This window comes from Croceivirga sp. JEA036, assembly GCF_011882165.1.
GTDB lineage: Bacteria > Bacteroidota > Bacteroidia > Flavobacteriales > Flavobacteriaceae > Croceivirga.
Genome location: NZ_JAATON010000001.1, coordinates 219,512 through 233,857 on the forward strand (window position 1 = coordinate 219,512; position 14,346 = coordinate 233,857).

Below are 14,346 nucleotides of genomic sequence, written 5' to 3' on the forward strand. Positions count from 1 at the left end.
CATGAGCGTAGAACTATTCAATCTTAAAGGTAAAATCGCCTTGGTAACGGGCAGTACTCACGGTCTAGGAATGGCAATGGCCAAAGCAATGGGTAAAGCCGGAGCTACACTTGTGGTCAACGGAAATTCTTCCCAAGAAAAAATAGACAAGGCGCTTGAAGTATATAAAGGGGAAGGTATTCATGCGGTAGGATATAAATTCAATGTTGCTGATGAGGCCCAAGTGATAGAGGCCATTGCTAAGATAGAAAGCGAAGTCGGTCCCATTGACATTTTGGTTAACAACGCCGGAATCATTAAGCGAACTCCTTTGGAAGAAATGGAAGTGGCCGATTTTAGGCAAGTCATTGATATTGATTTGGTGAGTCCGTTTATCATGTCAAAACATGTGGTAAAGGGGATGATTGCTCGGAAAGAAGGTAAAATCATCAACATCTGTTCAATGATGAGCGAATTAGGTCGAAACACCGTTGGAGCCTACGCTGCTGCCAAAGGTGGACTCAAAATGCTTACCCAGAATATGGCTACGGAATGGGCCAAACACAATATACAAATCAATGGTATTGGTCCAGGGTATTTTGCCACTTCACAGACCGCTCCCATTCGGGTAGACGGGCATCCGTTTAATGAATTTATTGTGAACCGTACACCAGCCGCCAAATGGGGAGACCCTGATGAACTTGGTGGCGCCGCTATTTTCTTGGCTTCAAAAGCTAGTGATTTTGTAAACGGTCATGTGCTTTACGTTGATGGGGGAATTTTGGCTACGATAGGTAAACCTTCAAATGAGAACTAAACGATATCTATGAAACCCTTTTCTTCAATATTAGTGGTGCTGTTAGCCGTTTTTGCTATTTCCTGTCAAGAAAGAACAGCTACACAAATGATAGTGGTTGATAATACCATGAATGTCGAACGTGCTTTTGAAACTGTTTCAGTTGACCTTTCAGTCATCAAAAACGATACTGCTTCTGCTGCTATTATTTTAAAGGAATCGGAAACAGGTGAAGTCATGACTACCCAAGAAGTAGATACCGATGGAGATGGTCTTGCGGATGCCTTACTTTTTCAACCTGAAATGGGGGCGAATGAAACCAAAACCTATGAAGTTCATTTTGGTACCGATGAAGAAGAAACCGAAGGCGACCCTGCTTGTTATTCAAGGTTTGTACCCGAACGTACCGATGATTATGCCTGGGAAAACAATCGTGTAGCGTTTAGAACCTATGGGCCTGTTGCCCAGCAGATGAAAGAAGACGGAATTAAAGGGGGCACCTTATCCAGTGGTATGGATGCTTGGTTGAAAAGAGTGGATTATCCCATCATCAATAAATGGTATAAAAAAGAATTGGAGACCGATGGCAGTTATCATAAAGATGATGGCGAAGGTTTGGACAATTTTCATGTGGGTATAAGTCGCGGAGTAGGTGGTATCGCCAAAAAAGTGGATACGTCATATTACATCTCCAAGAATTTTACCGATTGGAAAACCTTAAGTACAGGACCTATTCGGACCAGTTTTATATTGACTTATGCTGATTGGGATGCGGCAGGAAATATAATATCCGAAGAGAAAAAGATTTCATTGGACTATGGTCAGAATCTGTCCCGTTTTGAAGTTACGTTGAAAGGCACGGATACCATTTCCGCTGGTTTAACTCTTCATGAAAAAGATGGAGAAATTGGGGTAAATCAAGATAGTGGTTGGGTAAGCTACTGGGAACCTCATGAAGATTCAGAACTGGGCACAGGTATTGTTATTCCTGGCGATATGATGGCTGGCCATGAACATTATGTAACCAATACAAAAGATGAGAGCAACCTATTTGCCCACATCAAAACCAATGACCAAAAGGTAGTGTACTACGCCGGTTTTGGTTGGAAGAAAAGCGGGCAATTTACTACCAAAGCCGAATGGGAAGCTTATTTGGAAGAATTCGCTCAAAAATTACAAAATCCACTACAGGTAACTGTAAAATAAAGCGTTATGAGATTCAAGTACATTTCCATCATCCTAATTTTAATCTTCTGTTGCAACTCATGTTCAGAGTCCGAGAATTTTAAAACCTTACGCTTAGGTCACGGTTTGGATGTCAGCCACTCTGTGCACAAGGCGATGGTTAAAATGGGTGAAGATTTAGAACAGCTTTCCGGAGGAAAGCTAAAACTCGAGATATACCCTAGCCAACAATTAGGTACCGAAAGACAGTGCCTAGAGTTATTACAAATAGGCAGTTTGGATATGACAAAAGTGTCAGTTGGTGTTTTGGAAAATTTTGCTCCTAAAATGAAGGTACTGGGCTTACCTTTCTTGTTTCGTAACCGTGAACATGCTTTTACGGTGCTAGATGGGCCTATTGGGCAACAATTATTGAATGACGGCGAACAATATTGGTTAAAAGGCTTAGGCTATTACGATGCGGGTAGCCGTAGTTTTTACACTAAAGAAAAACCAGTCAATTCGCCAGAAGATTTGGAAGGTCAAAAAATACGGGTTATGGAAAGCGTAACGGCGATGGATATGGTTCGCGGACTAGGAGGTTCGCCAACACCCATATCTTGGGGAGAACTCTATACAGCATTGCAACAAGGGGTAGTTGATGGGGCTGAGAATAATCCGCCCAGTTTTTATCTTTCAAGGCATTACGAAGTGTGTAAATATTATTCGCTAAATGAGCATACAATGCTGCCAGATGTTTTACTAGCAGGTACCCAAACATGGAAAAAACTCACCCAAGAAGAAAAAGGGTGGTTAAAAGAAGCCGTTAAAAAATCTGTGGTATACCAACGTAAACTTTGGCTAGAAGCGGAAAACGAGGCTTTGGAGGCGGTAAAAAAAGCAGGGGTGGAAATCATTAGACCAGATAAAACCCTTTTTGCCGATAAAATTAAAGACAGCTTTGATAAGTACAAAGATGACAAGGTCATGTACAATCTCATTAAAGACATTCAGGCAACTGAATAATACCTAAAAAACCAAACCATGCAACTACGAAAAACTATAGACAAAATATTGGCTAATTTTTTGGTCATCATCATGGCCGTTATGGTCATCAACGTATTGTGGCAAGTGGCCAGTCGCTTTATCATTGGTACACCAAGTTCTTTTACGGATGAACTCGCTCGGTACTTAATGATATGGATTGGTATTTTAGGTGCTGCCTATGTTTCTGGCAGAAATATGCATGTGGCTATTGACGTGCTTCCTAAAAAGTTCAATCCTCCAACCCAACAACGGTTGATGTTGGTGGTTCGTTTGTTGATTATTCTATTTTGCTTGCTTGCGATGGTTATCGGGGGTTCCCGTTTGGTGTATATCACTTATGTTTTAGGCCAAAATTCCCCCGCGCTACAAGTGCCCTTGGCAGTGGTCTATGCGGTAATACCCATCAGCGGGGTGTTGATTATATACTACAAGCTATCTGATATCCTAAAAAAACAATAGACCATGGAATATATACCTATACTTGTACTAGTACTTAGTTTTGTGTGTTTATTAGCTATTGGTACTCCTGTAGCTTGGAGTATAGCTAAATCGTCTTTTTTAACCCTTTTAGTTAGTATTCCTTTCCTTCCAGCAGCAACTACAGTTTCACAACGTATCGGAACTGGACTTGATAGTTTTGCACTTTTGGCCATTCCTTTGTTTATTTTATCGGGAGAATTAATGAATAAAGGAGGTATAGCAAACCGTTTAATTTCTTTTGCTAAAACTTTAGTGGGAGCATTGCCAGGTGGGCTTGCGCTTATAAACATTATATCAGCCATGCTTATGGGGGCTATTGCAGGTTCTGCTATGGCGGCAGCATCTGCTATGGGTAGTATATTAGGACCTGAAATGGAAAAGGAAGGTTATTCTAAAGAATTTGGAGCTGCTGTAAACATTACCGCTGCAACGACGGGTTTGGTTATACCACCAAGTAACGTGCTAATTGTTTATTCTTTAGCAAGTGGCGGCGCCTCTATAGCAGCTTTATTTCTTGCAGGTTATATTCCAGGTTTGCTCACTGGACTTTTTTTGATGATTGTGGCTTCTATCTGGGCAAAAAAGAAAGGATATAAAGTGGGGAAACGCAGTAGCTTAAAAGAGGTGTTCAAGACTTTTATTGATGCCCTGCCTAGTTTGTTTATGTTGGTCGTGGTCATCGGAGGTATTGTGACGGGAATCTTTACAGCCACAGAGGCATCGGCTATAGCCGTATTATACAGTTTTTTACTAGGATTGTTTTATAAAGAAATAAGCCTACCTAAAATGCCGCAAATTTTATTGGATTCCTCAACAACCACGGCCATTGTGATGTTGTTGATTGGAGCGTCGATGAGCATGTCATGGGCATTGAGCTATGAGAACATTCCGCAAGATATTAGTACGGCACTATTAGCCTTAAGTGATAATCCTATAGTCATTTTGTTGATTATCAATTTACTATTGCTTTTTGTCGGGATTTTTATGGATATGACTCCCGCTGTACTCATTTTTACACCCATATTTCTACCTGTGGTAACGGCCTTAGGTTTAGACCCAGTGCACTTCGGAATTATTATGGTATTGAACCTTTGTATTGGGCTTTGTACGCCACCCGTAGGCTCGGTACTATTTGTTGGCGTAGGTATAGCAAAGACATCTATAGAAAAGGTGGTAAAACCATTGCTTCCACTGTTTATCGCAATGATTATTGCTTTGTTTTTAGTGACCTATTTCCCAGAGTTGAGTTTGTGGTTGCCAAGGCAGTTTGGGCTATAACAAATAGCTTGATTAGCGCCCGCTGAGTTTTTCCATAGCTTGCATAACAGTGAGTCCGTCTTCTGCTGGGCAAGGATTTTTGGCTTTACCTAAGAAATAAGCAACAACAGCTTCAATCATTGGCTGTTGAATATGTTTGGGGTTTTGAAATTTAAAAACGGTTTCACCAGCTTGATTGTTGAGGATGACTTTATCCCCATAAAAAGAAAAACGAATGCTGCCTTTCGTTCCATAAATGACGCACTCCTCTTTTTTACAGTTATCAGGAGCAGTGAAGTTCCAAACACCCCTAAACTGCACTCCATTGTTAAATCTTATAATACCGTTTACGGTATCCTCAACCTTATTTTTTTGCCCAGTCGCATAACCGTCAACTTTGTCAAATGAACCAAAATAATGATACATGAGGTCAATTTGATGCGGAGCTAAATCATAAAAATAACCCCCTCCTGAAACAGCGGGATTCAACCGCCAGTTTTCTTCAGAATTAGCAACGATATCAGAATTTCTAGGTTGTAGAATTTGGATATCTGCAAAAAGTACCGACCCAATAGCGTTCTCGATAAGTAATTTTTTGACTTTTTTAAAGGCGGATAGCTTTCTACGGTAGTGGGCAACGGATAACTTGTTATTACTATTTTTTACGATAGCAACGATTTTCTCTGCTTCTTCCGAGGTAAGTGCCATTGGTTTTTCCAAGTAAACATCTTTACTTGCTGCAAGCGCAGCTTTAGCATAGGCTAAATGGGTGGATGGGGGAGTGGCTACATAAATTGCATTAATTTCATCATTCTTTAAGAGGTCTTCCGCAGAATTCGTCCACATTGGTACACCATGGCGTTTTGCAAAATCTTTAGCCTTTTCGCCATTTCGACGCATGACGCCAATAAGTTCTGAGCCATTCACATTTTTAAAGGCAGGACCACTTTTAACTTCGGCAACATCACCACAACCAATAATGCCCCATTTTACGGTTTCCATAAGTTGAATTTTTTATAGTCCGAAGTATGTTTTTGCATTGTAATAACAGATATCACTTACAATTTTACCAAGCCATTTTTCATCAGCTGGTAGTTCTCCATTTTCAACATCTTGGCCTATTAGGTTACAAAGGATACGTCTAAAGTATTCATGCCTTGGAAAGGATAAGAAACTTCTTGAATCTGTAAGCATACCAACAAAACTACTCAACAAACCCATATTGGACAGGGTGTTGATTTGTTTTTCCATTCCGTCTTTTTGGTCTAGAAACCACCAAGCAGAACCATATTGCACTTTTCCTTTTACAGTACCATCATTAAAGTTTCCAGCCATTGTAGCAAATACCTCATTTTGGGCTGGGTGGAGGTTATACAAAATCGTCTTCGCTAATTGGTCGGTACCATCTAAATCATTTAAAAATCCGCTTAACGCACGTGCCTGCGAAAAATCGCCAATGGAATCAAACCCGGTATCTGGACCAAGTTGATTCAGAAGTCTTTTATTATTATTTCGAATCGGACCCAAATGGAATTGTTGCGCCCACCCCTTTTTATGGTACATTCTGCAGAGCAGGAGTAAAGTGGTCGATTTGAATACATGTATTTCTTTTGTTGACAGTGTTTTTTTTGAAATTATTTTCTTAAAAATACTGTCACAATTTACATCAGCTGTTTCAAAATAATATAGTTGCTCCAAGCCGTGGTCTGCAAGCCTACATCCGGTCGTATGAAAATAATCTACGCGTTGTTCCAATGCAGCAATAAGGTCATCATAGGTATTGATTTCTGAATTGGTGACCGAAGCCATTAACCTCAAAAATTCTAGATAGGCACCGCCATTTTCCACGGCATAGGCCTTGTCGGGTCTAAAAGTCGGATAAGTACTTGGATTAATATTGTTATCAGCAATATGTTTATGGTGCTCCAAGGAATCGGTTGGGTCGTCAGTTGTGCAGAGGTATTCTACTTTCTTTTGCTGTAACAAACCTTGTGTATGATACTCCGAGGTTTTCAGTTTTTCTGAAGTAGCTTCATAAACGGCTTCGGCGTTATCAGGTGTGAGCAATTCATCAATATCAAAATAACGTTTTAGCTCTAAGTGCGTCCAATGATACAAGGGATTTCTAACTGTATATGGTACAGTTTCGGCCCATTTTAAGAATTTCTCTTTGTCAGAAGCATTACCGGTAATGTATTTTTCATTTATACCGAAAGCGCGCATGGCCCGCCATTTATAGTGGTCGCCCTTCAACCAAGCCTGACTAATATTTTCAAAAACACGGTTTTGGGCGATTTCGTTCGGGGGCAAGTGATTGTGGTAGTCTATAATTGGTAAATTTGCTGCAAAGCCGTGGTAGAGTTTTTTAGCAAAATCACTCTGTAATAAAAAATCTTCTGTGATAAAGCTCATATGTCTTACGAACGTATTTTTTTTATAAGGTCAAGGGTTTTGCGCACCTTCGCTGTTAAGCCGTCATAATCCTTAGTGGCCAAGACCTCTTTACTGATTAATTTTGAACCCATACCCACACAGGTCACGCCAGCATCAAACCAGCCGCTAAGGTTAGCCTCCTCAGTACTTACACCGCCAGTGGGCATAATGCTCGTCCATGGTTGTGGCCCTTTAATGGCTTTAACAAACCCAGGGCCGTAGGTGGAACCAGGGAATAATTTGATGATTTCACAACCCAATTCTTCGGCCTTGTTGATTTCGGTGAGTGAACCGCAGCCTGGTGACCATAATACTTTTCTTCGGTTACAAACGATAGCGATATCTTCTCTAAGCGATGGGGTAACTATAAAGTTAGCTCCCATTTGCATAAACAGACTAGCTGCCGCTGCATCTGTGATGGAACCAACACCCATAATCATGCCCGGAAGTTCTTTAATTGCATATTTGTTCAGCTCTAAAAATACTTCATAAGCAAAATCACCTCGTGCAGTGAATTCCATCAAACGCGCACCCCCATCATAACAGGCTTTTAATACATTTTTACCCAATTCTACATCTGGGTGATAGAATAAAGGCACCATTCCGGTTTCCTTCATTACTGTTGCAACTTCAATTCTTGAATATTGTGCCATAAGCCCATCCTAAATCCTTCCCAAAGGGAAGGACTTTTGTTTTTTACTGTTAAAATTATATCTTTTATATTATTCCATTGAAGGATAAGGAGAAATCTATCGGGCAACCCGTCCAGAGGCATCACCACCCATCAATTTTTCTACTTCCTCTACCGTAGCCAAATTAGCATCACCTTTAATAGTATGCTTTAAGCAAGAAGCAGCAACTGCAAAATTCAATGCGTTTTGGTCATCTTCTGGGTATTTTAATAATCCGTAGATTAAACCACCCATGAAAGAGTCGCCCCCACCTACACGGTCTACAATGTGTGTAATCTGGTATTCTGGAGATTTGTACATAGTTTTACCATCATACAATACCCCTGCCCATGTGTTATGGCTTGCAGAAAGGGAACCTCTTAAGGTGGTAATTACTTTCTTAGCCCGTGGAAAACGTTTCATCATTTGTTCACAAACCGATAAAAATGCTTCGGCCTTTACGTGTTCTCCTTGAGTAGTAATATCTAAACCTTCTGGTTTAATGCCAAAATGCTTTTCTGCATCTTCTTCATTCCCCAAAACAATATCGCAATAGGAAGTAAGCTCAGACATAATTTCTTCGCGTTTAGCATCATCACAATACTTCCAAAGTTTAGCTCTATAATTTAAATCTGTAGAAATGGTAACACCCATTTCACTAGCTGCTTTTACCGCTTCTAAACATGCATCTGCTGCACCTTGAGAAATAGCTGGGGTAATACCAGTCCAATGAAACCATTCAACACCTTCAAAGACCAATTTCCAGTCTACCATACCTTTTTCTATTTCTGCCATGGCAGAATGCGCACGGTCATACACCACCTTGCTACCTCTAGATACAGCTCCCGTTTCTAAAAAATAAATACCCAAACGGTCACCACCGTAAACAATCTTATCTGTACCCACACCACGCTTACGCATTTCCATAAGAGCACATTGACCAATATCATTCTTAGGTAAACGAGTTACAAAATCTACAGGTACACCATAATTGGCTAAAGAAACAGCAACATTAGATTCACCACCGCCATACACTACATCAAAACTGTTGGCCTGTGAAAATCTTAAAAATCCTTGAGGTGCCAAACGAAGCATTATCTCTCCGAAGGTTACTACTTTTTTCATTATTTGTTTTTCTAAGTTGTTTATTGAATTATTAATTATTTATAGAAATCTATTTAAGGTGGCAAAGTACTAACTACAAAGCATTCTCAGGTTCATTATTAGAGTGATATTGTACATTGTTTCTTAAAATAATTAAGATTACCGTAAAAAAGTCTCTTTTAATTCTTTAATCTGTTGATCATTAATTGGTTTTAAATTACCAAGAGAAGCCCCCATTACAAGGGATTTAGCACTAAATTCAGCAACTTCTAAGCGGTCAAATGTTTGTAATAACTCATCTCCGGTAATCAAAACACAGTCATTTTTAATAAGTACTGCAGGTTTGGAATCTGTCCAAAGCTTATTTTCTTTATTACTTGTAAAATGATCACCAAAGGGATATGCTAACAAGTCTTGTAAAAAAATCCAACTCTCGGGAATAGTTCTTACATCTAAATGAACACCAGTAATACTAAATGCCATTAAATATGGAGATTGAGTCATAATAATTGAATTCACATTCGGATTATTACGATATATTTCTTGATGGATGGCTGTGGCCCTACTTGGATATTTACCTTTTTCTCTTGTTCCATTTTTGATTTGAACTATATCATCAAGTTGGATTTCCCATCTAGAAAAATCTCTTGGAGTAATCAAAAAATCATTTTCTTTCCATCTAACAGAAACTGTTCCATAGGAACTTATCATTAACCCTTGTTGGCACGCCCTTTTAACAATGGTACATATTTTAGCTCTTTTTTCTCTCTCTTCAGAAGTGTACTTAGGATTGTTTTTTGTTTCTGTTAACTCAGTAATTTGATTATAAAATGCTTCTATTTGTTCGTTTTTGAGGTAGTTCGGCGTTCCTAACATTTGACCATAAAGTAAGGTACTAGCACAAAATTCTAAGGTTTCGAATCTTTGATAAGCATCATCAATATCCGAACCGCCTAGAACAATACCGTGATTTTCCATAATTACGGCTTTAAAGCCCTTTTTAAATTCTTCGGCGATTACACTTCCTAAATCTTGACTTCCCGGCAGCTTATATGCTGCATAACCTATAGGCCCACAAATAGTTTTTGCTTGCGGAATTACATTGGTATTTGGAATTTTATGAACAATACTAAAAGATACTAATGCAGGCGGATGTGCATGTATAACCGATTTTAAATCTGGCCTAGTATCGTAGATTGCTTTATGAAATGGAAACTCTGAAGAAGGTTTATGTTTGCCTTCGATGGTTCCATCTAATTTAACGCAAACAATATCGGATGCTCTGAGGGTTCCTTTATCAATTGCTGAGGGTGTTATCCAAATGTTACCATCTTCATCCTTAATAGATATGTTTCCACCGGAGGTCGTTGTCATACCTCTTTTATAAATTCTATCAATAATGATAATTATCTGTTCCCTTGGATGCAAAAGTTCATGAATCCTCATTAGTTGTATTATTTATTCTTTTGAAGTTGTTTACTAAAAACTAAAAATAGTATACCACACAAAACCCAAGCTGGCAGCGTAACAAAAGACAGAAACACATTAAATTGGATTGAAATGAAATAAAATAGTCCAAAGCTAACTACCCAAGCAAGAAATACCGCTTTATTAAATTTTATTCCAGCTTTTTCTGCATAGTTTTTTTCAATGCCTGCTTTAGTATGATAAAAGTGTTCAAATACGATAACGGCTCCGAATGGTGCCAAGATAAACCCATATAATGCCACAAAACCCAATAATTTCATAGCAAACGCTGGAAATAATCCAGCTATTGTAGCTATGGTACCTGCAATAATAGTGACCCAAAATGTTGAAATCTTAGGTATAATTGCTTGGAAAGCTAAACCTGCTCTATAAATTGTAGGGTTGGCTGTAGTCCATCCGGCAAGCACAACTGCAATAATTCCAAAGACACCAATGGCATTATGTGCTAATGGTCCGGGCGCAACAGGTGGGGCTTCACCGTTAGAAAGAAAAGCTTGGGCTTCTGGAGATTTAAGATATACAGCATATAATAATGCTGCTGCTATCCACGCCATGTAATGCCCCACATACATACCAGCGGCAGTAGTCCATCCTGCACTTGATTTTTTTGCAAATCTAAAAACAGACAAATCAGACATACCTATATGCATGGCTGCATTGGCAAACCATGACCAAATTACTACGTGCCAAAAAGTAAATTTAATTTGACCGGGAAAAGGTTCAGAACCTTCTCCCCAAATATTCCAAAAATCTTTAAAACTACCAACACCTAACTGGTTAAGGGCAACAAACCCACACGCCACAAAAGCCAAAACAATCACGGGAGACATCCAATTTGCTGCTTTGGAAACCGTATCATAGCCTTTTGAAGCAATCAAAGAAATTACAGCACCAATACATATTACAATAATTATCCATGTAGGTCCATTAGGTAAGGTATCTGTAAGTTTAGGCATCTCCATATTAAAGGGTATACCAACTGCGGTTGCAGATACGGTAATCATTGCTCCTGCAAGGAAGCAAAAAAGTATACCATTGGCGAGGTTATAACCAATAACTAAATTTTTACCACAAATTTTTTCTAATTGATAGTAGAGCGTTAATCTATTATCAACGGCAATTTTTGCAGTTAAATAGCGCCAACTTAAAACAGCTAATAAATTACCTAGAAGAAGACCTATAATTAAATCAAAAGCACTTACACCTGCAGTCAAAAATAGGGGTCCAATCATAAACTCTGTACCTGCCGCGTGTTCACCGGCATACATGCCTAGAAAGCTTTTCCAACCTTTGAGTTTAGAAGTTGGTACGGGTTCTCTTTCAAATTCGCCTCCAGCGATTTCCTCAATAATTTCTTCTTCAATGTTGTATTGGCTCATATTTGGTGATTTAGTTGGTAATTAAATGCTTTGGAAGATCTTCAACACGTTCACAACAAAGTTGGTCCATTACTTGTTTAAATTGTGTTTTAAGCATAGTAATAGTATGGTCACCCCCTTGGTTTCCTAGAGCTCCGCATCCGTAAAGAAAAGAACGTCCCATAAAAGTGAATTTTGCGCCAGATGCCATAGCTCTGGCAATATCTGGTCCAGAACGCAATCCACTATCCATCATCACTTCAATTTTATCACCATATTTTGGTGTAATTTCAGTTAATGAATTTATTGTCGATTCTGCAGCATCTAATTGTCTACCTCCATGATTGGAAACAATAATACCATCAAATCCTAATCTTATAGCATCTTCGGTATCTTGAGTAGAGGCTACGCCCTTTAATACTAGTTTGCCTTTCCATCTATCTCTAATAGGCTTAATGCGCTCTTCATTTAGTCTACCAGAAAATGTTTTATCCATAAATTGGCCCAATTGTTTAAGATTTAAGCCTTCTGGGGTATAAGGTTTCAACGTCTCAAATGTAGGTTGACCGTGTTTTAAAGTGTTTAAAGCCCATGTTGGCTTACCTAATATTTGTAAGATATTCGCAATGGACATTTTGGGAGGCAAAGCAAGTCCATTTCTTATATCTCTTGGTCGATAACCAAAAGTGGGAACATCGCACAATAAAACTAATACAGGGCATTGTGCCGCTGCCGCTCGATCGATAATATCGTTTCGTATAGCATCTTCAGCCGGATTATACAATTGAAACCAAGCATTTCCGTTGGTTAGTTCACTTGCGCGTTCAATATTCATAGTAGTTACCGTACTAAGAATAAAAGGGATATTGTGCTGATAAGCTGCTTTAGCTAAAATTTCAGGAGAATTTGGCCACATTAACCCTTGTAGACCAACAGGTGCAATACCAAAGGGAGCATCGAACTCCATTCCTAAAACCTTGGTTTTAGTTGAACTAATTCCTTTATTTCTAAGATATCTTGGTTCTAGTTTTACATCCCTAATCTCACTTGTATTTCTAATGATATTAACGTCTTCATTACATCCCCCGTCTAAGTATTCAAATGCAAACTTTGGAATTCGTCTTTGAGCCTTATTTCGTAAATCTTCCAAAGAAGGATATTTCGAGTTAATTTTGTTTGCCATTTTTTTATTTTATTATGAAGGGAACGTGTTTTTTTAGGGAATAATTCTTTCTTAAAAATTTTGAATTTAATTTTGTATCTGAAATTGCGATAGCAGCACCTAAAGCGGAACCCAAAGAAGAATCTGTTGTGCTCAAATCCATATTTCTTAAATAGTGAGAAACTAATTTTATATAAACATCGTTGTCACTAAAACCACCATCAACATAAAGTTTTTCTATAACATCGTTACCTGCTGCTACTTTAATATAATTGACCTGAATTAATACTAATTCAATCATTAATTGATGATAGGCATGTTCAAACTTATTGTAACTAAACGTAGTCCTCTCTGGCATGTTAGGGTCCGTTATGGTCTCCCATTTAAAACAATAACTAAAATCCTTAATGATATCAAAGAAGGTGTCGTAATCAAAACTTACTGATTTATGATATACCTCTGGAAGATTAAAATGTGCTGCTAATTTTTTTACTTGAATACCATATTCATTACCAAGAAAAACTCTGCTAGCTTTCACAGGCTTTCCATTAATCCTCATGTAATTTATACAGTTTTTGGCAATATCTTCTTCATTTAAAGCTTGTTCAGAAAAAGGATTTAGCGCAATACTCCATGTTCCAGTAGATACTAAAATAAATTTATCTTTGATACTCCTAACATAAGGTAAAAGAGCCGCAGAACTATCATGAATTCCTACTCCAATTTTAATTCTTCTACCATTATAGTTCATATTAACACTCGTCTCCGTTGATACAATTTGAGGTAGTTTTCTATGAATTTCTTCTTCGTATACCCATTGATGATAATCTTTTTTATTATAATCCCACAATGCCGTATGGCACCCTATACTTGTATACTCGCTAAGCGCTATTCCTGTAAATATGTAACTTAAATATTGAGGTAGATGTAAGGAAAATTTAATTTTACTATAAATCTTTGGCTTTTTATGCTTTAACCAATAGAGTTGAAAGCCAGAGTTAAGCATTCCATCATTAGCAGATCCAGTACTCTTATAAAATTCCTCAGGAGGACCATATTTACCATAAAATTCTTCTATGATATCTTCGGGTAACGGTTTAGTATAGTTATATAATGGAGTTAATACTTTACCCGATTCATCTAGGTGTACAAGGCTTGCTCCGTAGGTAGAAAAGTTGATAGCTTTTATATTGTGCTTATCAGTATTTAGAATACGCGTAAATACCTCTTTCATCCATATTTTTAGTGCATCTAAATTCTCTGTTGGATGACCATCTTCATCAACAATTAAATCAAACCTAGCATATTCCCGATAAATTTCTTGGAAATCCTGATTGAATAAAAAAAACTTTTTGTTGGTTTTACCTATATCAAAAACAGCTGTTACCTCCTCCTTCATATCCTATG

Annotated in this window: 13 protein-coding genes; 5 read left to right on the forward strand and 8 right to left on the reverse strand. The window is 38.3% G+C overall.

Annotated features, from left to right (window positions below):
* Position 1: 1 nt before the first annotated feature.
* From HCO57_RS00815 to HCO57_RS00835, 5 genes are read left to right on the forward strand one after another with little or no spacing between them, the layout of a single operon-like run.
* On the forward strand, positions 2 to 796 hold the full coding sequence (locus tag HCO57_RS00815) for a gluconate 5-dehydrogenase (protein ID WP_167987416.1): 795 nt from the start codon (positions 2 to 4) through the stop codon (positions 794 to 796).
* Between the two features lie 9 nt (positions 797 to 805).
* On the forward strand, positions 806 to 1,981 hold the full coding sequence (locus HCO57_RS00820; RefSeq protein WP_167987417.1) for a DUF4861 domain-containing protein: 1,176 nt from the start codon (positions 806 to 808) through the stop codon (positions 1,979 to 1,981).
* 6 nt (positions 1,982 to 1,987) lie between these two features.
* Entirely contained in the window at positions 1,988 to 2,965 is a 978-nt protein-coding gene (locus tag HCO57_RS00825; RefSeq protein WP_167987418.1) for a TRAP transporter substrate-binding protein, read from the forward strand.
* An 18-nt stretch (positions 2,966 to 2,983) separates the two neighbouring features.
* Positions 2,984 to 3,445, forward strand: coding sequence for a TRAP transporter small permease (locus HCO57_RS00830; protein ID WP_136950724.1), 462 nt, complete (start codon positions 2,984 to 2,986; stop codon positions 3,443 to 3,445).
* A gap of 3 nt (positions 3,446 to 3,448) precedes the next feature.
* A complete protein-coding gene (locus tag HCO57_RS00835; RefSeq protein ID WP_136950723.1) occupies positions 3,449 to 4,744 on the forward strand; it encodes a TRAP transporter large permease in 1,296 nt (431 codons plus the stop codon).
* Between the two features lie 12 nt (positions 4,745 to 4,756).
* On the opposite strand, the gene HCO57_RS00840 is transcribed toward HCO57_RS00835, so the two are convergent.
* From HCO57_RS00840 to HCO57_RS00875, 8 genes are all read right to left on the reverse strand, one after another.
* Positions 4,757 to 5,725, reverse strand: a complete 969-nt coding sequence (locus HCO57_RS00840; protein ID WP_167987419.1) for a Gfo/Idh/MocA family protein — start codon at positions 5,723 to 5,725, stop codon at positions 4,757 to 4,759.
* 12 nt (positions 5,726 to 5,737) lie between these two features.
* On the reverse strand, positions 5,738 to 7,135 hold the full coding sequence (gene uxaC, locus HCO57_RS00845) for a glucuronate isomerase (protein WP_167987420.1): 1,398 nt from the start codon (positions 7,133 to 7,135) through the stop codon (positions 5,738 to 5,740).
* Positions 7,136 to 7,140: 5 nt separating this feature from the next.
* Positions 7,141 to 7,809, reverse strand: a complete 669-nt coding sequence (locus tag HCO57_RS00850; protein ID WP_167987421.1) for a bifunctional 4-hydroxy-2-oxoglutarate aldolase/2-dehydro-3-deoxy-phosphogluconate aldolase — start codon at positions 7,807 to 7,809, stop codon at positions 7,141 to 7,143.
* A gap of 96 nt (positions 7,810 to 7,905) precedes the next feature.
* Complete coding sequence (locus HCO57_RS00855; RefSeq protein WP_167987422.1) at positions 7,906 to 8,952, reverse strand: sugar kinase; 1,047 nt, start codon at positions 8,950 to 8,952, stop codon at positions 7,906 to 7,908.
* 138 nt (positions 8,953 to 9,090) lie between these two features.
* Positions 9,091 to 10,377 carry a class II aldolase/adducin family protein gene (locus HCO57_RS00860; protein WP_167987423.1) on the reverse strand — a complete coding sequence of 429 codons (1,287 nt, stop codon included), beginning with the start codon at positions 10,375 to 10,377 and terminating at the stop codon, positions 9,091 to 9,093.
* Positions 10,378 to 10,385: 8 nt separating this feature from the next.
* On the reverse strand, positions 10,386 to 11,798 hold the full coding sequence (locus HCO57_RS00865) for a purine-cytosine permease family protein (RefSeq protein WP_167987424.1): 1,413 nt from the start codon (positions 11,796 to 11,798) through the stop codon (positions 10,386 to 10,388).
* 10 nt (positions 11,799 to 11,808) lie between these two features.
* Positions 11,809 to 12,960: an alpha-hydroxy acid oxidase gene (locus HCO57_RS00870; protein WP_167987425.1), complete on the reverse strand. Its 1,152-nt coding sequence runs from the start codon at positions 12,958 to 12,960 to the stop codon at positions 11,809 to 11,811.
* A gap of 4 nt (positions 12,961 to 12,964) precedes the next feature.
* Complete coding sequence (locus HCO57_RS00875; RefSeq protein WP_167987426.1) at positions 12,965 to 14,338, reverse strand: FGGY-family carbohydrate kinase; 1,374 nt, start codon at positions 14,336 to 14,338, stop codon at positions 12,965 to 12,967.
* Between the last annotated feature and the right edge of the window lie 8 nt (positions 14,339 to 14,346).

Excerpts from the sequence above, each read along its gene's own strand:
- HCO57_RS00815 (WP_167987416.1), top strand. The coding sequence starts at position 2 with ATGAGCGTAGAACTATTCAATCTTAAAGGTAAAATCGCCTTGGTAACG.
- HCO57_RS00820 (WP_167987417.1), top strand. The coding sequence starts at position 806 with ATGAAACCCTTTTCTTCAATATTAGTGGTGCTGTTAGCCGTTTTTGCT.
- HCO57_RS00825 (WP_167987418.1), top strand. The coding sequence starts at position 1,988 with ATGAGATTCAAGTACATTTCCATCATCCTAATTTTAATCTTCTGTTGC.
- HCO57_RS00830 (WP_136950724.1), top strand. The coding sequence starts at position 2,984 with ATGCAACTACGAAAAACTATAGACAAAATATTGGCTAATTTTTTGGTC.
- HCO57_RS00835 (WP_136950723.1), top strand. The coding sequence starts at position 3,449 with ATGGAATATATACCTATACTTGTACTAGTACTTAGTTTTGTGTGTTTA.
- HCO57_RS00840 (WP_167987419.1), bottom strand. The coding sequence starts at position 5,725 with ATGGAAACCGTAAAATGGGGCATTATTGGTTGTGGTGATGTTGCCGAA.
- uxaC (WP_167987420.1), bottom strand. The coding sequence starts at position 7,135 with ATGAGCTTTATCACAGAAGATTTTTTATTACAGAGTGATTTTGCTAAA.
- HCO57_RS00850 (WP_167987421.1), bottom strand. The coding sequence starts at position 7,809 with ATGGCACAATATTCAAGAATTGAAGTTGCAACAGTAATGAAGGAAACC.
- HCO57_RS00855 (WP_167987422.1), bottom strand. The coding sequence starts at position 8,952 with ATGAAAAAAGTAGTAACCTTCGGAGAGATAATGCTTCGTTTGGCACCT.
- HCO57_RS00860 (WP_167987423.1), bottom strand. The coding sequence starts at position 10,377 with ATGAGGATTCATGAACTTTTGCATCCAAGGGAACAGATAATTATCATT.
- HCO57_RS00865 (WP_167987424.1), bottom strand. The coding sequence starts at position 11,798 with ATGAGCCAATACAACATTGAAGAAGAAATTATTGAGGAAATCGCTGGA.
- HCO57_RS00870 (WP_167987425.1), bottom strand. The coding sequence starts at position 12,960 with ATGGCAAACAAAATTAACTCGAAATATCCTTCTTTGGAAGATTTACGA.
- HCO57_RS00875 (WP_167987426.1), bottom strand. The coding sequence starts at position 14,338 with ATGAAGGAGGAGGTAACAGCTGTTTTTGATATAGGTAAAACCAACAAA.